Consider the following 18,972-nt stretch of genomic DNA (forward strand, 5'->3'; position numbering starts at 1 on the left):
AGCAGAGTAACCAAAAATATACGTCAATTTTATATAAAAATGCCAGCAAATCGTTGTTGACTTTGTTCAGCAAGTCCACGATAAATAATGAATTGATTGCTACAACATATTCCAAATGACAACTTCTGTAACTCCACAAAATATGTTATATCGAAACAGACTCCTACGATAGCTGCCATCTTCCGCCCCCGCCTCTCATCTTTCGCTCCCCCAACATCCTCCCCTACCCCCGGACGCCCTGTGCTGGTGTCCGGGGGATGTTTTTGGGCGCGCAATTTCGTGTGCAAATCCGTGTGCAATTTTTGCGATTTCTTCATGTTATGTTGTATCTGGATTTATTATTTCGTATTCGCTCAGAATCCAGCAAACCGTTGATAAATCAAAGAAAAATCCCGAAGCCCTGATTTCTCAAAGCTTCGGGATTTGGTACGGCTGAAGGGATTCGAACCCCCGACCTTTTGGTTCGTAGCCAAACACTCTATCCAGCTGAGCTACAGCCGCATACCGTCGTTTGGGAACCTGTCCCGTTGACAGCTTAATTATATTAGCACAGTCCGGGATAGAATGCAAGAGGGAATTTGCCAAAATACGAGTTTTTTATTTTGAATCGGGGAGCTGGGCATCCAAAGGGTCCAACGCGGAGTTGGAGGGAATGGCCGGATCGGGCAGGCGCTGGTAGAGAACGGAGTCGGTGCCCTGGAGGTTGCGTTCCTCGTAGGCCTTCAGGTCCTCCAGGGTGCGAAAGGTCAGGTTGCTGTGGTTCATGGCCACCTGATAGGAGAGCGGGAGCGATTGAAAATAGGACAGTGCCTCCGGAGTGAGGGCGGCATGGTCAAGCATGTCCCTCGCCCTCCGCGATGATGCGTTCCAGGCAGGCCATCAGGTCGGACATGGTCTCCAGTTTCACGTCCATGGAGAGGATGGCGTTTTTCAGGTCAATGGGCATGGATTCGAATTTGTCCCGAATGGCGGGATTGACATAAGACATGGAATATCACCTCGACCATATTATGGTCGGCAGAGCGGCGGGATATTCGGAGGGACATCAAAAAACGCGCCCCTGAAACAGAGGCGCGGAACATTTGGTCTGTCCCCCCCGCAGGGAGCGATTGCCGCCCTGCAGGGGGGACAGTGGCTGTGTGTTCGGAAAGAGAGAGGGAAGAGAGGAGGAGTTTCTGTTCTGTGTCTCTGGTGTCCTGACAATGATTATAATACCAGAAGGAACTGGAAATTGGTGAACCGTTTTCGAATTTACTGTGAACGATTTATGAACGGCAAAATACGCGCAGTTACGCCTCCCGGATGCGGTAGAGCGCATTCAGTACCCGCCAGTTTTGGGGAAAGTCCCGCATCAGGTTCCAGTAGCCGACGCCACGCAGGCCGTATTCCGGAATGAGGGCCAGTTTGGCACGGATGCTGCGGGCGTCCTCGAACCAGACCTCATGGACCACGCCGTCCCCGTCGGTGTAGCGGAACCAGGGCGCCTGGGCGGTCTCGTCGTACTGGATGGCCGCGCCATACCGGCGCGCCCGGGCCAGAGCCGCCTGGGGGGAGATGGACTGGGCGCGGGTCTCCCCCTGTACAAAGGGGAGAGGCCAATCGTAGCCGTAGGTGGGGACGCCCAGCCAGATCTGTTCCGGCGGCATCTCGGTCAGGGCATATTCCACCACCTGACGCACATTCGGCAGCGGCGCGACCGCCATGGGCGGGCCATAAGTATAAAACCATCTAAGGCATCGGTGATCGAACGGCTGGGCGCTCTTCCAGCCGCTCGATGCGGGGAAAGAGGAACAGACGCATGTCGCTGGAGACCCAGCGGCCGCCCCGGGTTTTGGAATAGACCACCTTGTCGACGATCTCCTTCAGCAAGGCGTTCTTTGCGCCCGGGTCGGCGAGGGTGGGGTACGCCTCAAGTACATGCGCGACGCGGGGGAGGCTCGGAAAGCGGCTGCCGGTCAGGCGGCGGGACGCGGCCTGGTGTGCCCGGGCCTCCAGAAGCGCCCGGTCGAGCGCGGCCATACGGGCGGAGAGAACTTGGGAGCGCTGCAGGAACCGCTGGGGCGTGTAAACGCCCTGCTCGACCAGATCACAGAGACGGTCCATCTGGGTTTGCAGGCCGTCAAGGGATCGCTGGAGGAAGACGACCGTTTTTTCCGCTCCCGGATCGGCGCGGTCGGACGGAAGCGGTTCAAGCTGGAGCTGATAGCCGGACAGCCAGCTCTCCAGAGCGTCCAGTATGGCCCGCTCCACCGTCTCCAGGACAGAACCTTTGGTGTCACAGTCCCGATTGGGACAGACCATGCAGTCCTGGCCGCGCGCATAGCGGCGGCGCTCCAGCGTGCGGCCGCATGTTCCGCAGACGACCAGACCGGCCAGGGGGTTTTGGAGCGGGACGGCCCTGGGGACCGGGGGATGGGAGCGGCTGTTCAGAATGTCCTGGGCGCGGTTGTAGAGCGGCTCTTCCAGAATGGGGGCATGCCTGCCGTCGGAAAGCGGCACGTCATGGTTCACGGGACGGGAGGAGATCACCGCGCCGTCCACCATGCGCTTGACGGTGGGGCGATAGCTCCAGCGGACCTTGCCGATATAGGTGGGGTTGGCCAGGATCGCCTGGACCGTACACGCAGGCCACTTTCCGCCGCTGGGGGCGGGAACGCCGCAGGCGTCCAGCCGTTTGGCGATGGTAAAGGAACCGAGCGGACGCAGGGACCCGTCGGGCTGTTCCTCTCCGTTGACGTACCAGTCGAAGATCTGCCGGACCACCTCAGCCTGCTCGGGGATGATGCGCAGGGAATAGCCCTTCTCCCCGGGAAGCTTGTAGCGCTCATAGCCGTAAGCGGCCTTGCCCGCGATGTACTTCCCCTCCGCCAGAGAGGCGCGGCGGCCCCGTTGGAGCCTTCGGTTGATGGTCTTGTACTCCCGGCGGCTCATAAATAGGCCAAATTCGAAGTATTCCTCGTCAAACTCGTCCGCCGGGTCATAGTCCTTGGCAGGGGTGATGATCCTGGTGCCGCTGTACTTAAAGGTATCGGCCACCATGCCCTGATCGGTGGTGTTGCCGCGGGCCAGGCGCTCCACCTCCATGACCAGGACGCCGCACCAGAGGCCCGCCTCCACGTCGTTCAGGAGCCGCTGCATCTCCGGCCGGGCGGCAATGGATTCGCCGCTGCATACTTCCTCATAGCAGCCCGTGACCGGAAGGTTTCGGGTATGGGCCAGCTTCAGAAGGGCGGCCCGATGACGGGCCAGCGTGTCGCCCTCTCCATGGGCTTCCGCCTCCAGATCCAGACGGGATTTGCGCAGGTATAAGCAGTATTCTCCCACAGAAGTCACCTCACAGTCTGCGATAAACCGCTCCGGGCAGGCGGGCCGGTCCTGAAAAGGCGAGCCCTCCTCCCTTTGTTTATATGCATTCCATCCCGGCTGATGATTCTCCGCCCGCTTGTATCCGCTGCGGATTCATAGGACGAGCAGGCAAACGCATAGGGTGCCGGGGGGTGGCGCAATGAGCAGAACGGTCATAAGCAGAAACGGCGCGTTTCTTTACCGGTTTCCGTTTGAGCCGCCATGGGAGGATCTGCGGGCGAAAGGAACGGCATCCGGCGGCGTAACGTTTTGCCTGTTCGATTCCTGTGTGGAGCGGGAGCCGGAGAAACGGAATGAGATCGACCGGCGGGTGGCGGATATCCTCGCCCGGTCGGAGCAAAAAGGGCGTCCGACGGGGCTGGAAGAGAAAGAAGCCGGAACGGCGAACGGACGACGTGAGCCGAAAAGAGGGGAGGAAAGGGCAGAAAAACAGTACCGCCCATTGGGCGGGTGTCCGTAAAACGGTTTAGCACCACATTTTCTGCTTTACGGCATCTTGGTTAAAACGAGAATAAGCATCGCTAGGTTTTGCAACCAAGTGATGCTTATTTTGTACCATACAAAAGCATACTGAGACAGCCTTTCACGTTTCCAACAACGTGACCATTTGATACGGTTCATGTAGATTTGTTTATGAATTTGTGCTATACTATTAGTTAAAAGGCGGTGAGCTCACGCAATGAGACTTATTCGAGGTAACTACTCGGTGCAGTTGTAAATCTGGCAGCAGATTGTATCGAGCCTATTCTTATGATGTTGCCAGTTGACTGCACCTATTTTTGATTTATAATTACCAAATGCAGATAGGAGTAGTTATTGTGAACGAAATCGAATTGATAAGCTTTTGGCAAAAAGAAGAAAGTGTTGCCCATATCCACGGATGGGATTTTTCTCACATTGATGGCAGATATACCGAGGAAACCGATTTGCCTTGGGATTATCAGAGTATCATCCTGCATTACCTCAAGCCGGAAATGAAACTGTTGGATGTGGATACTGGTGGGGGGGAATTTCTGTTATCGCTTCACCATCCTCATACAAACACAAGTGCGACAGAGGCATACCCTCCGAATATTCAGCTATGCAGGGAAACCTTGCTTCCCCTCGGGATTGATTTTCGTGCAGGCGACGGAAAGGACATTCTCCCCTTTGATGATGCGGAATTTGATATAGTCATCAATCGTCACGGTGATTTTAATGCACAGGAAATATATCGAGTTCTAAAAGCTGGAGGCATCTTTATTACTGAACAAGTGGGAGCCGAAAATGATCGTGAACTGGTAGAACTTTTGTTAGGAAAGGTTGAGCTTCCGTTTCCAGAGCAGTATCTTGAAAAAGTACGCAAGCAGTTTCGTAATGCGGGATTTGATATCCTTGATGAACGGGAATGCTTCAGACCCATTAAGTTTTTTGATGTAGGCGCACTTGTTTGGTTTGCCCGAATTATAGAGTGGGAATTCCCTAATTTCTCGGTAGACACTTGCAAGGATAGATTGTTGAATGCACAGCGGGTTTTAGAGCGAAAGGGATGTATCGAAGGATTAATTCATCGCTTTTTACTGGTAGCTGAAAAGGTAAAATAAATCGGTTATTAGGGCGCACTTCTATACAATGGATCTTTGACACTGTATCGTGCGCTCTGCGAGACAACAGCCCTGACCGAAGAAGTCAGGGCTGTTTAGCGTGGCCAAAAGACTTTTTTTACACGTTGAACGGCCTGATCGCAATTAGATCATGCCGTTCACTGTTTTATGAAGCCCCGGCTTTGGGCGGCACTGTTTTTCATCCGTCCCCGCGGGTCAAATTTTCGGCGTAGTCTTTGAGACTGGCGAAAGAGTTGACCCCGTTCGGGCGGGTGCGGATCTGCTCCCGAACGTAATCCGGCAGCGTGTCAAAATACTGCTTTGCCACCGGTTCGCGCTGGAGAAGCATATAAATATCACTGTAGGTCGGCTCCATGTTCCATCACCTCGCGGATAGTGTGCCCGCAACCGGCCCGATCTATCAGGCGGTTCTGCAGCGAACATGGGCCATGTTTGCTCCGCGTGGGCAAGCAGGCTGCAGGACGAGCGGCCCCAGCGGCGCAGGCCGCTGGGGCCGCCAACTCAGATTCCCTTAGCAGCCGACGCCAAAATACCGGCAGAGAGTCTCCCAGATGGAGCCGCAATTAAAGTTATTGCCATTAAAGCAGAACATGGGTGAAACCTCCTTATAAGTATTGGTCTCGCGAAGACATTTTGATTGTAACCGTTTTGTAACTATTTTTCAAATGTAATATTTCCCGGTACCCAACCGGGGCTGACGGGAGCCGAACACAAACGGGAAATTTATGAAATCGGGGCCTGCGAAAGGCGCCAAAAAGCCGCCCCCTTTTGGGGGGGCGGCGCGGAAGGACCGGCGTCACCAGGGCCGGAAGCCGGGGCCGAAGGGCGGGCGCGCAAAGGGGGGACACCGGCGGCATCCGGCGGGCGGACGCACGATCGGAGGAAAGAAAACCGGCGGAAAGACAGCCGGAGGAAAAACAGCGGGCGGAACTGTGTCCCGCGGGATCACAGCGATATTGGATGCCGATATTTGCGGCGGTATGCTGTTCGCCATTACGCCGTTGTACCGGATGCGGATCAGGTCACCGGGGCGGAACCGGCGTGCATCCGGTGTATTTACAAGGATCGTTTGCCGTGTATCAAGATCCAGTACGAGCAGGCGTTCCCACTGTACCTCGATCACGACGGCTTGCATGAGCATGCATGACACCTCCTATCGTCATATTACAGGATATGCCGACTGGAGACAGACGGAGACAGACGGCGCTTGGACGCCGGGGAAAGGCCGCGGTGTGCAGCGGAAAGGACCATGGCGCCGGTATGTAGAAAAACGCCTCCAAGGAAGGGAGGGCGTCCGCTCCAGCTTGCCGAAAAAGCCTCACAGAGTTCGCGCCCGTGCCCAAGCCTGCAGAGCAGGCGCGGAAATGCCCTTGGGGTACAGGCGCGAATCCAGTCCAATCCGTTTGCTCCGGCGACATGTGCGTCGGAGCAAACGCTTCTTGGCCTGTAAGTGTGCCAGATGTCCGCCGTAAGCGGACGGCGAGTGCCCGCAGCAGGCCGCAGCTCCTTCGGAAAGGTGGCAAAGCCACTTTTTGACACGCAAAGGCGGGCGCCGGAGGGCGCCCGCCTTTGTTCAACCGCAGGGACAGTGAAGATCGATGCAGGTTGCGGTGATCTGCGGCGGTATACTCATGGTCATGGCCCCGCTGTAACGGATACAGACACAATCGCCGCACGAGAAACAGCAGGCTCGATCGGTGTGTACCAGAACCTCTTGATGCGTATAGCAATCGCAGACCAGAAGCCGGCAGCATTCCACACACAGCACCCGTGCGATCATTGTAACTGAGGAATTTTGTTCCAAGGCTATTCTCACCTCCGAAGAACTGCAGTACGAGCTGCAATACATTCTATGCAGCGGCCGGGGGCAGGTGCATTTCAGCGGAGGCATCTCTCCGGCCTGGAAGCAGGGGCGGGAAGGCCGCAGGCTCCCCGGCGTCACCGTGGACCTGTGTGGTGATAAGTATAGCCCCATTCATAGGTCATAAGCAGCACTTCGTTGACGGCTTCGGCAATGGCGCGGTAGTTGTGGCCCTCGTACAGCAGCCCCGGCTGGTCGGCGGAGGTCTTGGGGGCCAGTGCGGCGATGACCGGATAGCCCAGGGGATTGAGCAGTGCGGTCAGGCGGCCGAGAAAAGCGGCATAGGCCGATGCGTCCTCGGGAAAGACATACTCAAAGTCCACATCCAGACCCCGGTAGCCCTTTTCCTCCAGCGTGCGCCGGAGGTTGGAGATCAGCGCATCCTGCACCGTTCGGTCGGTGAGGGCGATGTGGGCCAGTTCATTGGAGAAGCCGCCCTCTCCGGTCAGCGTGGACAGGTGCATCAGCGGGGCCGCGCCCCCCGCCTTGGCCATGGCGATCAGTACGCCGTCATCCAGATCCACCAGCGTCCCGTCCGGGGTAAAGCCATAGGTAAAGGGGGTCAGAAAGGTCAGATAGGGGACCGTGGACTGGAGCAGGTCCTTGTCGATGAAGGGATAGGCGTACCCATTCACCGAGAGGACGCCCTCGGTCGCGCCCTCATAGGAGATGACCAGCGTCTGGCCGGGGTAAAGGACCGGGCCGCCGCCCAAGATCGGGTTGTTGCGATAGAGCTGCCGCAGGCTCATGCCGTATTGCCGGGCGATGGAAGAGAGGCTTTCACCGGGCTGCACGGTGTGCACCTGCTGGGGAAACTGCACCACCAGCGCCTGCCCCACCACCAGCCGGGGATCGTTCTGCAGGCCGTTGTCCACCGCCAGCTGGGACAGGGGCACGCCGTATTCCCGGGCGACGGAGGAGAGACTCTCGCCCGGGCGGACTACGTGGATGACCATGACCCTGCCCTCAGATCAGCGTGACAAAATCACTGCTGGCCCAGCCCATCACCTCTCCAAAGCGCACCAGATACCAGCCCTGCCACTGGTTGAGCACCGTCAGACGGGCTCCGTCGTAGGCCCGCGCCACCACGGGAGCGGAGCGGTCCGGCCGGTCCCGGATATTCAGATAGCCCCAGGATACGTCCACCACCGCGCTGCGGGGGGACTGGGGGGTCAGGAAGGGCAGGCCGAAATACTCGGTCAGGGAGAGCGCGATACTGCGGGCCACCGAATCCAGGTTGTTTTTGATCCAGGCCGCGTCGTCCACGTTATCATGGTAACCCAGCTCCAGAAAGACCGAAGGGGCCCGCACCCGGCGCACTTCACCGATGGCAATGGTGGGCTCGGCCCGGACGTTGTTGGGCAGAGGATAGATTTGTTTCAGACCGTCGGCCACCAGGTTGGCGGCCCGCTGCCCCTCGGCGGAGCCGGGATAGTAGTAGACCAGGATGCCGCGCACCTGTCCGTAGCGCCCTTCCGGAGCGGCATTGGAGTGGAGGGCTAGGTGCAGGTCGAAATTGCCCGCATTGGAGGCCCGGATCGACGATGCGGCGGTCATATCCGGCGTGTTGCGCACGTACTGGATGCCGGAGGCCGTCAGATAGGGCACCATGGCATCGGCCAGACGGTTCATCCACTCCTCCTCAGTACCGCCGCTGACATATAGGTTGTTCTCCTGGGTGGAAGGAGAAAGGTAGATCACAGGCATGGGGATACCTCCTTTTTGCCCCATCCTATGCGCGGGCGCAGTTTAAGGGAACCTTTGGAAGCGGGACGCGTCTAAAAAGTACCGCGCAAACAAAACGAATGGAGGTGCTCCAATGAAACGAAACCGTCTTTTGCTCCCGCTCGCCCTGCTCCTGCTCCTGACCTGTGCCTGCAGCGGCGGCAACTCCTCCTCCGCCTCCTCCGCCGGGGAGGAGGCGGCGCCGGAGGCCATGGCCCCCATGGAAGCGACCGTGGCAGACCAGAGACTGAATTTTTCGGAAAGCGAAAGCGCTGCGGGGGAAAGCCGGGTCTATTCCGACGAGAACGCCAAGCTGATCCGCCGGGCGTCGGCACGGCTCCAGACCGACGACTTCTCCGCCGCGGAAGCCGCACTGAACGCCCTGGTGGTGGAACAGGGAGGCTATTATGAAAGCGCCGCGGTGGAGGGCGGCGGCTATTATGACCGCAATGCCGCGCGGTACGGCAGCTACGTGATACGGGTGCCCAGGCAGGCCTACGATACGTTTCTGAGCGGCGTGGACGGCGTGGGGTATGTGGTCAGCCTGAACCAGAGCTCAGAGGAGATCGGAGAGGTCTATTTTGACACCGAGGCCCGCCTGCGCACCCAGCAGACCAAGCAGACGCGGCTGCTCGCGCTGCTGGAGCAGGCCGCCACCATGGAGGATATCATCGACCTGGAGAACGCCCTCAGCGAGGTGGAGTATCAGATCGAGCAGTACAGCACCGAGCTGCGCCGGTACGACAGCCTGGTGGATTACGCCACCATCGGCGTGGAGCTGTACGAGGTGCGCCGCCTCAGCGACGGCGCCGGGACCGCCGACCGCCTGGGGACGCGGATCTCAACCGCCCTTTCGGAGGGAGCGCAGGGGGCGGGGGAAGCGCTGGGCAATGTCATCGTCTGGTGCGCCTATCACCTGATCGCCCTGCTGGTGCTGGCGGCCGCGGCGGCCGTGGTCCTGGCCGTATGCCTGCGCCGCAGAAAAAAGCGCGCCGCACCGCCCGCAGCGTCTGCCCCCGCTGAACCGCCGGCCCAGGAGTGAGCGGGCGCGTTTTCCCTCCGGGCGGAGGGTAAAGATGCGTCCGATCGTCGGCTACATACCAGCGGGGTGGGTATGCCCCCGGCAGAGGATGGAATGCCCCTCGGCCTCCAACCGGGCCCGCTGGTGGCCGGCCCAGGCGGCGATGGAGACGAAAATGCCCGCGGCGGCGGGGTCGGTAAGACCCGCGCCGCTCCTCGGGGCAAAATGGTCCCGGATATCCCCCACGGTGAGCGCCTGCCCGAAGGGGGCCCGACGCACGTCCGGTCATAGTCCCTGGGCGGGGACAGGCACATTCGCGTCTTGCCGTATGGTTCGATGGCCTTTGGATCGGTCACGATCTGCACCCGGGGCATACCGTTGTCCCGCAGCAGCATCGCGTTGAAATCCTTTTCATCCTCATTTGCCATGTCCCGAGCCTCCTGAACCCAGGAGCGCCTGCTTTTTACCGTCATGCAATGAAATGGCTTCAAACAATGAAACGCACCGGCGCCCCGGGCCAATAGCCCGGGGCGCCGCAGCATGTCAAAAAATCCTCCCGCAGGAGAGCCTCGCAGAGTTCCGTCGTCCGCAGACGACGGAATAAAATCAAAGACGGTCATTTCCGGGGACATGTGCCTCGGAAATAACACTTCTCACGAGATTTTTGCCGACCATTTCGCAAGAAATCGAGGTGAAAATTTCGTGCAGCCTTCTCGAAAAAGTGGCTTCGCCACTTTTTCGACAGTCACCGGCGCCCCGGGCCAATAGCCCGGGGCGCCGGTGTGTCCCAAAAGCCCCGCAGCGCTTCGCCGCCGCAGCGGCGGGCGGCGCGCCTGCGTTATTCCGTGGTATAATTGTCGAAATAGCCCTGGATATGGACGATGGGGGTCCCCTTGTCGCCCGAGCCGGAGGTCAGGTCGCACAGGGAGCCGATCAGGTCGGTGAGCCGCCGGGGGGTAGTGCCCTGAGCGGCCATCTTGCCCACCAGACTGCCGTCCTTCTTCTGAATCTCGCCCTTGATGGCATCCCGCAGGGCCTCGCCGGAGAGGGCGGCAAAATCATTATCCGCCAGATACTTCAGCTTGAGCTCGTTGGGCGTACCCTCCAGCCCGGCGGTGTAAGCGGGGGAGACCACCGGGTCGGCCAGCTCCCAGATTTTGCCTACCGGGTCCTTGAAGGCCCCGTCGCCGTAGACCATGACTTCCACGTGCCGGCCGGTCTCAGAGAGCAGCCGGGCCTGAATGGCCTCCACCAGGCCCTGGCAGTCCCGGGGAAAGAGCTTCACTTTATCCTCCGTGGATTTGTTGGAGCCCAGCAGGCCGTATCGCTCATTGCAGCCGCTGCCGTTCACCGGGGCGGTCATGATCTCGTCCAGCCCCAGCACCCGTTCCGCTCCGGCGGCTTTCAGACGCCGCTTGGTGCGCTGGCGGGTATGGATATCGCAGCAGAGCACATCCCTGGCATAGGGCAGGATGGCTTTGGGGTCGTTGGCGAAGAGGATCTCCGCCTCCGCGCCGCTTTCCCGGATGAGCTGGGCGTAATAGTCCACATAGTCCACACCGGTGAATGGATGGGTGGTGTATCCGAACAGCTCGCGGTAGCGCTCCAGGGTAAGCACGTCCCGATAGGGGTCTACGCCCTTTTCGTCCATCCGGTCCACGTCGATCAGATGGTTGCCCACCTCGTCCGAGGGATAGGAGAGCATCAGGACGATTTTTTTGGCGCCTTTGGCAATGCCCCGCAGGCAGATGGCAAAGCGGTTCCGGCTGAGGATGGGGAACAGTACGCCTACCGTGCCGCCGCCCAGTTTGGCGCGCACGTCGGCGGCGATGTCGTCCACGGTGGCGTAATTTCCCTGGGCCCGGGCCACGATGGCCTCGGTCATGGCAATTACGTCCCGGTCACGGACGGAAAAGCCGTCCTGGCGGGCGGCCTCAAGAACAGACTGGGTGACGATCTCCACCAGGTCGTCCCCGCTGCGGATGATGGGAGCGCGAATCCCCCTTGATACGGTACCGACCATCCGGCTCATGCAACAACACTCCTAATTCAATTCAAATCATGGCGGCAGCTTTGCCGCGCTGAATGGATTATACTATATTTGCGGAAAGATGTAAAATCAAAATTGAACGGTTACGCTCCCGACGGATGCGCCTGGCCGATCCAGCGGCGGACGCAGTCCACAAAGCGGGCGGTAAGGACGGAGGGGGCGCGCCCCCTCCGCACGGCCAGGACCAGATCCCGGAAGTGGGGCTGTTCCAAAGGGATGGCCGCAAAACGGTGGCCGGAATTTTGCAGGATCAGCTCGGGCTGGATGCTCACGCCCAGCCCCTGCTCCACCATGGCCTGGATCGCAAAATCGTCGTTGACGGTGTAATGGAGGTTGGGGCGCACACCGGCCTGCTGAAAGATGCGGCCAAATTCCACGTCCCGGTCCTCCGGCACACGGATGAAAGGATCCTCCGCAAAACGGGCCATCGGGTAGAATGGGGCTTGGGACAGCGGGTGATCCGGGGGCAGGATGGCCATGAGCTGATCCCGGAACAGGGGAAAGGTCTCCAGGTCCGGCCCGACCGGAAGGCCCAGAAAGCCGCAGTCCGCCTGGCCCCGGCGAATCAGATCCTCCACCTGGGCGAACTCCCAGCAGCAGAGCAGCTCGAACCGGATACCGGGATACAGGCCCATAAATTCCTTCATGATGGCGGGCAGCAGCTGAATGGAGGCGCTGGCAAAGGTGCCCACCCGCAGAGTGCCCCGGGTCAGCCCATGAAGGGCGGCCACTTGGGTCTCCAATTCCCGCCCGGCGTTGCAGAGGGCCTGCAGATAGGGAAGCAGGGCTTCCCCCTGGGAGGTGAGCACCGTCCCACTCCGGTTTCGGGTGAGCAGCGCCACGTCCCACTCCCGCTCCAGATCCGCTACGGCGCGGCTTACCGCCGACTGGGTGTAGCCCAGGGCCTCCGCCGCGCGGGTGATGCTCCCCAGCTCCACCGCTTTCAATAGGATCTGACACTTGGTGGTGTTCATTTGTATCATTCCAATCGCTCATGATAAACATAAAAAAGATTCGTTTGACTCATGTATGGAAGTATTGTATACTGCAATCAGAAGGAAGTCAACCACGAAATACAGAAAGGAGCGCGCCGTATGACGATGACAAGGGATCGGAAGAACGAGTGGAAGGAAGGGTACCGCCTGATGCAGCTGGGCGGGTACAACACGCTCCGGGAGCGTTATTGGAAGGGCAGCCCCTGGCGGGCCTTCCGGGACCTCCAGCGCAACGCGTAACGCCGCTTCTGCGGATTGGGGAGTTAAGGGGGCAGCGCCTCAGCCGAACGACTGGGGCGCTGCCCCCGTCGTTTTTGGCCAAAAATGAAACATGTTTGACCGAAACGATCGTGGCGTATGGAACGAACAGGTAAGGGTGCCAGCATTTCTCCGGCGAACCGGCGCGCTGCTCCGTCCGTCGGAGACAGACGGAACGGAGTGACCCTGATGAAGGAACCGGATGGCTGCCATGCCGGCCCTGCAGCTTGGCTGTGCGGCGGCGGGACGCTGCTGGGGGCGTATTCCGAGCTTTGGGACTCCCCGGGGATGCAGCGGAACGATTGGTCCGGCAGCCCTTGGCGTGCCGTCATGGACTGTTTCCGGCCGTCCGATAGGACTGCCGCGCAGCAGAAGCTTCCGGCAATGGGGCCGGGAGCTGTTTTTATTGGAGGAGGGCGGCGCAGGACGGCGGTCCATGCGTCAAAAAAGAAGCCGCAAAGCAACGCTTTGCGGCTTCCGTTTGCGCGGGGTCATTTGCGGCGGGTGATCTCGTGACGCTTGGGGCCGGTGGAGACCAGCTTGATGGGACAGCCAATGCGCGCTTCGATGAAGTCCACATAGTCCCGGGCCGCCTGAGGCAGCTTGGCATAATCGGTCTGGCCGCGGATATCGCATTTCCAGCCGGGCAGCGTGGTGTAAACGGGCTTGGCCCGCTCCAGCAGAGCGGGGACCGGGAAGACGTCGGTCGTTTTGCCGTCGATCTCGTAGCCGGTGCATACCTTGATCTCGTCCAGATAGCCCAGACAGTCGATGGCGGTAAGCACTACTTCCGTGGCGCCCTGGACCATGCAGCCGTACCGGGTGGCCACCGCGTCGAACCAGCCCACACGGCGGGGGCGCCCGGTGGTGGCGCCGTACTCGCCGGCGTCGCCGCCCCGGCGGCGCAGCTGCTCCGCTTCTTCGCCGAACAGCTCGGAGACAAAGGCCCCCGCGCCTACGGCGGAAGAATAGGCCTTGGAGACGCAGACCACGTCCGTGATGGCGGTGGGGGGCACCGCACCGCCCACCGTACCGAAGCCGGCCAGGGTGTGGGACGAGGTGGTGAAGGGACAGATGCCCAGGTCCGGGTCTTTCATGGAGCCCAATTGCCCTTCCAGCAGGACCTGCTTTCCGGCGGAGAGCGCCTCGTGGACGAAGGTGACCGCGTCGCCCACATAGGGCGTCAGAGCGTCCCGGTAGTCCATCAGGGTGTCGAACAGGGCCTCGGGGTCCAGGAGCGGCTTGTGGTAGAGGTGTTCCATGAGCACATTTTTCAGCGTACAGGCGTGCCTGAGCTGACCCATGAGCCGTGTCTCATCCCAAAGATCAGCCACCTGGATGCCGATCTTGGCGTATTTATCCGAATAAAAGGGGGCGATGCCCGACTTGGTGGAGCCAAAGGCGGCCCCGGCCAGACGCTCTTCCTCGTAGGTGTCCAGCAGCACATGATAGGGCATGAGCACCTGCGTACGCTGGTCCACGATGACCTTGGGGGCGGGTACGCCGCCGTCGGCAAGACTCTTGAGCTCGGCGATGAATTTGGGTACGTCCAGCGCTACGCCGTTGCCGATGATGTTCGTGGTGTGAGGGTAGAAGACGCCGGAGGGAAGCTGATGCAGTGCGAACTTTCCGTAATCGCAGATGATCGTGTGACCGGCATTGGCCCCGCCCTGGAAACGGATGACCACGTCGGACGCTTCGGCCAGCAGATCCGTGATCTTGCCCTTGCCCTCGTCGCCCCAGTTTGCGCCAACGATTGCTTTGACCATGATGTTCCTCCTGCCGCGGGGATTCGCGCATTGGCCTTTTCCCGCGTGCGAACATGCCGCAGCCCCGGCCGGGCCCACAGCGGCACTTATTATATCGCGGATTTTTTGCAAAGACAAGGCATAAAATGTAAAAAAATCTGCGCCGATCGCCGGAAGAAGGGAAGAAATTTTCCTGGAAACAGGGCCGCACAGACTTCGCGCCCGCAGCGGGCCGCAGCCCTGCCGGTAAAAGGGCGTTGCTGCTTTAGCGGCACGCTGCTTCTTCCGGCAGGGAAAGGGGAAAGACGGGGATCCCCTCGGCGTAAGGGGCGATGCGGTAGAGCGGGAAAAAGACCGCCGGACCCGCTTGGGTACAGTAAAAGTGTTCCGGGTCAAAGGCTGCGGGCAGCCGCTGCCGCCAGTCCTCAAAGAACCAGGCCTCGCCGTTGGCCAGCCGCGCCTCGATCTGTGCGCGCACCTGTTCTAGCACGGCCCGCCGCCAGCGGAAGCGGGGCGGGAAAAAGGAGGCCAGCGAGCGGGGCAGGCCCCGGGGCAGCTCCCAGGTGTCTCCCTGCCGCACCGTGACCCCGTGCGCTCCGCCGGAAAACTCATAGGCGTCCAGATAGAGGCTGAGCAGCGTCTCCGACTGAACGGTGAGGCGGTATGTGAGCGCCGCCTCCCAGGGGCGGAAGGGGCGGGACTGCTCCCGGGCAAGGCGCGCCGCCGCCTGGGCCCGGAGAAAAAGCGGCCCTGTCCACCGCGCCTTCCACTGTTCGGCCGCCTGCCGGTAGTACCGGGCGATCCGGCGCTGCCCGGCCGTCTCCTCCGACAGCCGGGGAAATTGCAGGGAAACCGTCAAAACCGGTTCGCCCTCCCAGTTCAGCGTTTGCTTCCAAAGTCCGTCTTCTATCTTCATGCCCGCGCCTCCCATCGGCTCATTTCTCTCTACAGCGTATGGCGCATTTCACGCAAGGGTGAAAAAGAGAAGGGTCGAAAGGGCGGCCCAGCCGCTTTTTTCGAGCGGGCGGCGGCCCGCCGGGGCAAAGCAAATGTCGTACGACTTTGGCAATCCTATGAAAAAGTGGTTTACTTCCATACTTCACTTTGGTAAAATAGGAGTTGTTGAACAAGGCGCTTTTCCTGAGAAACGATTGGGAGGCAAACGTGCAAATGACAAAAAACGAAAAGCGGGAGCACAGCGACGTGCTCTATCAGGCCATTTTGACGCTCCGGGATCTGGACGAGTGCAAGAAATTTTTCTCCGACCTGTGCACGGTGGCGGAGCTGCGTGCTATGGAGCAGCGCTTCGAGGTGGCGATGCTCCTGTCCGACGGCATGATCTACAACGATATCCTGGAGCGCACCGGCGCGTCCAGCGCCACCATCAGCCGGGTGAACCGGTCCCTCCAGTATGGGGCGGACGGCTATCAGGCGGTGCTGCCCAGGATCAAGGAGCAGATGGATCAGCATGGCGTATGAGAACCTGGCCGGGTGCTACGATCAGTTCACCCGGGATGTGGACTACGTCCGCTGGGCAGACTATCTGGAGCGCCACTTTGCCCGCAGCGCCCTGCCCATCCATACGGTGCTGGACCTGGCCTGCGGTACCGGCAGCCTGACCTTGGAGCTGGCCCGGCGGGGGTATGAGATGATCGGGGTGGACCAGTCGGAGGAAATGCTGGCTCAGGCCGCCGAAAAGTGCCGGCAGGCATCTGAGATCCCGCCCCTTTTTCTCCACCAGTCCATGGACAAGCTGGATCTGTACGGGACCATCGACGCCTGCGTCTGCTGCCTGGACAGCGTCAATTACGTTACAAGCCCCCAAAAGCTGGAGCGGGCCTTTCAGCGGGTGCATACCTTCCTGATGCCCGGCGGGCTGTTCATGTTCGACGTCAACACGCCGGACAAGCTGCGCGCCCTGGACGGGCAGGTATTCCTGGACGAGAGCGCGGACGCCTACTGCGTCTGGCGGGCGGACTATTCCGCGCGCCGCCGCGTATGCACCTACGGGATGGACCTGTTTACCCTGGAGCCGGACGGCCGCTGGAGCCGGGCGGAAGAGCTCCACGAGGAATACGCCTACGAGCCGGACGAGCTGGAGGCGCTGCTGGTCCGGGCGGGCTTTTCCCGCATCAAACAATACGGCGAGCGGAAGCTGCGCGCCCCCAAAGCGGGGGAGGGACGCATCTTTTTTGCCGCGCGAAAGGAATCCTGACGAACATGGCAGACAGTATCATCCGCGTTCTGGCAAAGGACGCGCCCGTCAAGGCCTCGGCCATCACCGCAAGAGACATGGTGGAGCGTGCCCGGCAGATCCACAGGACCCTGCCCGTGGCCACCGCCGCGCTGGGCCGCGCCCTCATGGCCTGTTCCATGATGGGAAATCAGCTCAAAGAGGAGAAGGGCTCCGTCACCCTACAGATCAAGGGCGCGGGCCCCCTGGGACGGATCACCGTGGTATCCGACAGCTCCGGAAACGCCCGGGGGTATGTGCAGAATCCCCAGGTGGATCTGCCCCTCAAGGGGCCGGCCAAGCTGGATGTGGGCTCCGCCGTGGGGCTTCCCGGCGCTTTGACCGTCATCAAGGACCTGCAGATGAAAGAGCCCTATGTGGGCACGGTCCCTCTGGTCTCCGGGGAGATCGCCGAGGATGTGACCTCCTACTTCGCGGAAAGCGAACAGATCCCAACGGCCTGCGCGCTGGGCGTGCTGGTGGAGGTCGACCAGAGCGTGCTGTGCGCCGGGGGATATCTGATCCAGCTGCTGCCCGGCGCGGACGATGGAGTGATCAGCGCCATTGAGCAGGGCATCCAGACGGTGGGGCCCGTCACAGAGGCCCTGCGCTCCGGTGCCGACGCGCGGGCGCTGCTGGAGCAGGTGCTGGGGGCGTTCGAGCTGGAGGTGCTTGCGCAGGAGCCGGTGGAGTACCGCTGCTATTGCAGCCGGGACCGGGTGACCCGGGCCCTGATCAGTATGGGCCGGGAGGAGCTGGAGGCGCTGATCCGGGAGCAGGGGAAGGCGGAGCTGACGTGTCAGTTCTGCGATCAGGCGTACCACTATTCCCGGGAAGCGCTGGAGGCGCTGCTGGCGTCTCTGTAAGAGACGCCAGCAAAAAATGTGGGAAAAGTGATTTTAGTGGTTGACAAGAGTGGGAGGTTTTAGTATAATAACCTTCGCTGCTTGAGTTTGAGCACGGACAAGGGAGCATAGCTCAGCTGGGAGAGCGCATGCCTTACAAGCATGATGTCACAGGTTCGAGCCCTGTTGTTCCCACCAGCCGCATTGCGGTTCCACAAACCCCCTACCGTCTGGCGCGGTAGTTCAGTTGGTTAGAACGCCGGCCTGTCACGCCGGAGGTCGAGGGTTCAAGTCCCTTCCGCGTCGCCATTCGCCTCTGTAGCTCAGTTGGTAGAGCAGGGGACTGAAAATCCCCGTGTCGCTGGTTCGATTCCGGCCGGAGGCACCATTCTCCGGCGGATGCCTGTGGGCGTCCGCCGGGGAAGACAGTTTCATAGGTATCAAATGCGTGCCTTGGGCATAAGATGTGCTGTTGACACGCAGGTGTAGCTCATCTGGTAGAGCGCCACCTTGCCAAGGTGGAGGTAGCGAGTTCGAGCCTCGTCACCTGCTCCAGACAAATGATAACAGGAGCAAAGAATTGCTCCTGTTATCCATAGGGCGACATAGCCAAGTGGTAAGGCAGAGCTCTGCAAAAGCTCCACCCCCAGTTCGAATCTGGGTGTCGCCTCCAAAAAGAAGCACCAGCCGTTGGCTGGTGTTTCTTTTTGGATACCTGGGGATAGTTCAATGCTCGGGCGAAGTGAATTCGCTTTGCGCCAAGGGTTTGCGCCAGCGGCGCAAAACGGCGGGACGGCGCAGAAGCGCCGCCCCGCCGTGTGGGGCCCCGGGCTGTGCAAGGTATTTATGCTATTTCGATGTTCCACAACAAACAAATCCGAACCTTATGCCGATTGGCGATGGGTTCAATAGTTGAATCATACGTTTTGGAAGCGCAGAAATCTCTGCGTTTTTTATTTTAGAGTACATCCCGTAACCTGTTATTGGACAAATCTCAAAGTTGTATTGTTTTGACAAGAGATGTATAATATTTCAAGTAAAAATAAGTACCAAACCAAGGAGTATGAGCAAATGGATTATATTATCCAAACAGCGCATACTCAAGAGGGCAAATACTACGGCCGCCGGGTGCATGACGATAATAGGACTAGAGTCTGTTTTAAAACCTAGCCATTGTGTGAAAAACGACGATGTAATAGAATGGGAGCATGAAGAGACATGAAATAAGCGAAAAACAATGGAATAGGATCAAGGACAAGTTCCCGC

Annotated in this window: 18 protein-coding genes and 6 tRNA genes; 11 read left to right on the forward strand and 13 right to left on the reverse strand. The window is 59.9% G+C overall.

Features of this window, described 5'->3' with window-relative positions:
- Nucleotides 1-424: 424 nt before the first annotated feature.
- From H8S57_RS15630 to H8S57_RS15650, 5 genes are all read right to left on the reverse strand, one after another.
- A tRNA-Arg gene (locus H8S57_RS15630) sits at nt 425-501 on the reverse strand.
- A 96-nt stretch (nt 502-597) separates the two neighbouring features.
- On the reverse strand, nt 598-840 hold the full coding sequence (locus H8S57_RS15635; RefSeq protein WP_186908929.1) for a hypothetical protein: 243 nt from the start codon (nt 838-840) through the stop codon (nt 598-600).
- Nucleotides 833-988, reverse strand: coding sequence for a hypothetical protein (locus tag H8S57_RS15640; protein WP_186908930.1), 156 nt, complete (start codon nt 986-988; stop codon nt 833-835). The genes H8S57_RS15635 and H8S57_RS15640 overlap by 8 nt, the downstream gene beginning before the upstream one ends.
- 301 nt (nt 989-1,289) lie before the next feature.
- Nucleotides 1,290-1,703 (reverse strand): glycosyl hydrolase family 18 protein, encoded by a 414-nt coding sequence (locus tag H8S57_RS15645; RefSeq protein ID WP_186908931.1) that lies wholly within the window; start codon nt 1,701-1,703, stop codon nt 1,290-1,292.
- Nucleotides 1,704-1,728: 25 nt separating this feature from the next.
- Complete coding sequence (locus tag H8S57_RS15650) at nt 1,729-3,324, reverse strand: recombinase family protein (RefSeq protein ID WP_186908932.1); 1,596 nt, start codon at nt 3,322-3,324, stop codon at nt 1,729-1,731.
- Nucleotides 3,325-4,184: 860 nt separating this feature from the next.
- On the opposite strand from H8S57_RS15650, the gene H8S57_RS15655 reads away from it, so the two are divergent.
- Complete coding sequence (locus H8S57_RS15655) at nt 4,185-4,949, forward strand: class I SAM-dependent methyltransferase (RefSeq protein WP_287881171.1); 765 nt, start codon at nt 4,185-4,187, stop codon at nt 4,947-4,949.
- A 199-nt stretch (nt 4,950-5,148) separates the two neighbouring features.
- On the opposite strand, the gene H8S57_RS15660 is transcribed toward H8S57_RS15655, so the two are convergent.
- The 3 genes from H8S57_RS15660 to H8S57_RS15675 all read right to left on the reverse strand — a co-directional run bounded on the left by H8S57_RS15660 (nt 5,149) and on the right by H8S57_RS15675 (nt 8,538).
- Nucleotides 5,149-5,325 carry a hypothetical protein gene (locus H8S57_RS15660; protein ID WP_186908934.1) on the reverse strand — a complete coding sequence of 59 codons (177 nt, stop codon included), beginning with the start codon at nt 5,323-5,325 and terminating at the stop codon, nt 5,149-5,151.
- Between the two features lie 1,583 nt (nt 5,326-6,908).
- A complete protein-coding gene (locus H8S57_RS15670; protein WP_186908936.1) occupies nt 6,909-7,787 on the reverse strand; it encodes a LysM peptidoglycan-binding domain-containing protein in 879 nt (292 codons plus the stop codon).
- Between the two features lie 10 nt (nt 7,788-7,797).
- Nucleotides 7,798-8,538: an N-acetylmuramoyl-L-alanine amidase gene (locus tag H8S57_RS15675; RefSeq protein ID WP_186908937.1), complete on the reverse strand. Its 741-nt coding sequence runs from the start codon at nt 8,536-8,538 to the stop codon at nt 7,798-7,800.
- Between the two features lie 112 nt (nt 8,539-8,650).
- On the opposite strand from H8S57_RS15675, the gene H8S57_RS15680 reads away from it, so the two are divergent.
- A complete protein-coding gene (locus tag H8S57_RS15680; protein ID WP_186908938.1) occupies nt 8,651-9,598 on the forward strand; it encodes a DUF4349 domain-containing protein in 948 nt (315 codons plus the stop codon).
- Between the two features lie 51 nt (nt 9,599-9,649).
- Here the strand turns inward: H8S57_RS15680 and H8S57_RS18095 are convergent, their stop codons facing one another.
- The 3 genes from H8S57_RS18095 to H8S57_RS15695 form a co-directional block, all read right to left on the reverse strand.
- Entirely contained in the window at nt 9,650-9,823 is a 174-nt protein-coding gene (locus tag H8S57_RS18095; RefSeq protein WP_369807644.1) for a hypothetical protein, read from the reverse strand.
- A gap of 592 nt (nt 9,824-10,415) precedes the next feature.
- Nucleotides 10,416-11,609, reverse strand: coding sequence for a coenzyme F420-0:L-glutamate ligase (locus H8S57_RS15690; RefSeq protein ID WP_186908939.1), 1,194 nt, complete (start codon nt 11,607-11,609; stop codon nt 10,416-10,418).
- Between the two features lie 101 nt (nt 11,610-11,710).
- Nucleotides 11,711-12,601 carry a LysR family transcriptional regulator gene (locus tag H8S57_RS15695; protein ID WP_243204862.1) on the reverse strand — a complete coding sequence of 297 codons (891 nt, stop codon included), beginning with the start codon at nt 12,599-12,601 and terminating at the stop codon, nt 11,711-11,713.
- A 120-nt stretch (nt 12,602-12,721) separates the two neighbouring features.
- On the opposite strand from H8S57_RS15695, the gene H8S57_RS15700 reads away from it, so the two are divergent.
- On the forward strand, nt 12,722-12,862 hold the full coding sequence (locus tag H8S57_RS15700; protein WP_186908941.1) for a hypothetical protein: 141 nt from the start codon (nt 12,722-12,724) through the stop codon (nt 12,860-12,862).
- Between the two features lie 509 nt (nt 12,863-13,371).
- On the opposite strand, the gene H8S57_RS15705 is transcribed toward H8S57_RS15700, so the two are convergent.
- A complete protein-coding gene (locus H8S57_RS15705) occupies nt 13,372-14,649 on the reverse strand; it encodes an adenylosuccinate synthase (RefSeq protein ID WP_186908942.1) in 1,278 nt (425 codons plus the stop codon).
- A 244-nt stretch (nt 14,650-14,893) separates the two neighbouring features.
- Complete coding sequence (locus tag H8S57_RS15710; protein ID WP_243204863.1) at nt 14,894-15,544, reverse strand: DUF3298 and DUF4163 domain-containing protein; 651 nt, start codon at nt 15,542-15,544, stop codon at nt 14,894-14,896.
- A 254-nt stretch (nt 15,545-15,798) separates the two neighbouring features.
- On the opposite strand from H8S57_RS15710, the gene H8S57_RS15715 reads away from it, so the two are divergent.
- The 8 genes from H8S57_RS15715 (at nt 15,799) to H8S57_RS15750 (ending at nt 18,379) form a co-directional block, all read left to right on the forward strand.
- Nucleotides 15,799-16,107, forward strand: coding sequence for a YerC/YecD family TrpR-related protein (locus tag H8S57_RS15715; RefSeq protein ID WP_186908944.1), 309 nt, complete (start codon nt 15,799-15,801; stop codon nt 16,105-16,107).
- Nucleotides 16,097-16,843, forward strand: coding sequence for a class I SAM-dependent DNA methyltransferase (locus tag H8S57_RS15720; RefSeq protein ID WP_186908945.1), 747 nt, complete (start codon nt 16,097-16,099; stop codon nt 16,841-16,843). The genes H8S57_RS15715 and H8S57_RS15720 overlap by 11 nt, the downstream gene beginning before the upstream one ends.
- 5 nt (nt 16,844-16,848) lie before the next feature.
- The gene (gene hslO, locus H8S57_RS15725) at nt 16,849-17,727 is read left to right on the forward strand and encodes an Hsp33 family molecular chaperone HslO (protein WP_186908946.1); all 879 of its coding nucleotides are present in this window, start codon (nt 16,849-16,851) and stop codon (nt 17,725-17,727) included.
- Between the two features lie 101 nt (nt 17,728-17,828).
- Nucleotides 17,829-17,904: transfer RNA gene (locus H8S57_RS15730), tRNA-Val, on the forward strand.
- A gap of 34 nt (nt 17,905-17,938) precedes the next feature.
- A tRNA-Asp gene (locus H8S57_RS15735) sits at nt 17,939-18,015 on the forward strand.
- Nucleotides 18,016-18,018: 3 nt separating this feature from the next.
- Nucleotides 18,019-18,094: transfer RNA gene (locus H8S57_RS15740), tRNA-Phe, on the forward strand.
- Between the two features lie 91 nt (nt 18,095-18,185).
- Nucleotides 18,186-18,261: transfer RNA gene (locus H8S57_RS15745), tRNA-Gly, on the forward strand.
- Between the two features lie 44 nt (nt 18,262-18,305).
- Nucleotides 18,306-18,379: transfer RNA gene (locus tag H8S57_RS15750), tRNA-Cys, on the forward strand.
- The last annotated feature ends 593 nt before the right edge of the window (nt 18,380-18,972 follow it).

The sequence above is a fragment of the Lawsonibacter hominis genome (assembly GCF_014287895.1).
Taxonomy (GTDB): domain Bacteria; phylum Bacillota; class Clostridia; order Oscillospirales; family Oscillospiraceae; genus Lawsonibacter_A; species Lawsonibacter_A hominis.

Coding starts and splice junctions, on each gene's coding strand:
- H8S57_RS15635 (WP_186908929.1), bottom strand. CDS start 840: ATGCTTGACCATGCCGCCCTCACTCCGGAGGCACTGTCCTATTTTCAA.
- H8S57_RS15640 (WP_186908930.1), bottom strand. CDS start 988: ATGTCTTATGTCAATCCCGCCATTCGGGACAAATTCGAATCCATGCCC.
- H8S57_RS15645 (WP_186908931.1), bottom strand. CDS start 1,703: ATGGCGGTCGCGCCGCTGCCGAATGTGCGTCAGGTGGTGGAATATGCC.
- H8S57_RS15660 (WP_186908934.1), bottom strand. CDS start 5,325: ATGGAGCCGACCTACAGTGATATTTATATGCTTCTCCAGCGCGAACCG.
- H8S57_RS15670 (WP_186908936.1), bottom strand. CDS start 7,787: ATGGTCATCCACGTAGTCCGCCCGGGCGAGAGTCTCTCCTCCGTCGCC.
- H8S57_RS15675 (WP_186908937.1), bottom strand. CDS start 8,538: ATGCCTGTGATCTACCTTTCTCCTTCCACCCAGGAGAACAACCTATAT.
- H8S57_RS15680 (WP_186908938.1), top strand. CDS start 8,651: ATGAAACGAAACCGTCTTTTGCTCCCGCTCGCCCTGCTCCTGCTCCTG.
- H8S57_RS15690 (WP_186908939.1), bottom strand. CDS start 11,609: ATGAGCCGGATGGTCGGTACCGTATCAAGGGGGATTCGCGCTCCCATC.
- H8S57_RS15695 (WP_243204862.1), bottom strand. CDS start 12,601: ATGAACACCACCAAGTGTCAGATCCTATTGAAAGCGGTGGAGCTGGGG.
- H8S57_RS15700 (WP_186908941.1), top strand. CDS start 12,722: ATGACGATGACAAGGGATCGGAAGAACGAGTGGAAGGAAGGGTACCGC.
- H8S57_RS15705 (WP_186908942.1), bottom strand. CDS start 14,649: ATGGTCAAAGCAATCGTTGGCGCAAACTGGGGCGACGAGGGCAAGGGC.
- H8S57_RS15710 (WP_243204863.1), bottom strand. CDS start 15,544: ATGAAGATAGAAGACGGACTTTGGAAGCAAACGCTGAACTGGGAGGGC.
- H8S57_RS15715 (WP_186908944.1), top strand. CDS start 15,799: ATGACAAAAAACGAAAAGCGGGAGCACAGCGACGTGCTCTATCAGGCC.
- H8S57_RS15720 (WP_186908945.1), top strand. CDS start 16,097: ATGGCGTATGAGAACCTGGCCGGGTGCTACGATCAGTTCACCCGGGAT.
- hslO (WP_186908946.1), top strand. CDS start 16,849: ATGGCAGACAGTATCATCCGCGTTCTGGCAAAGGACGCGCCCGTCAAG.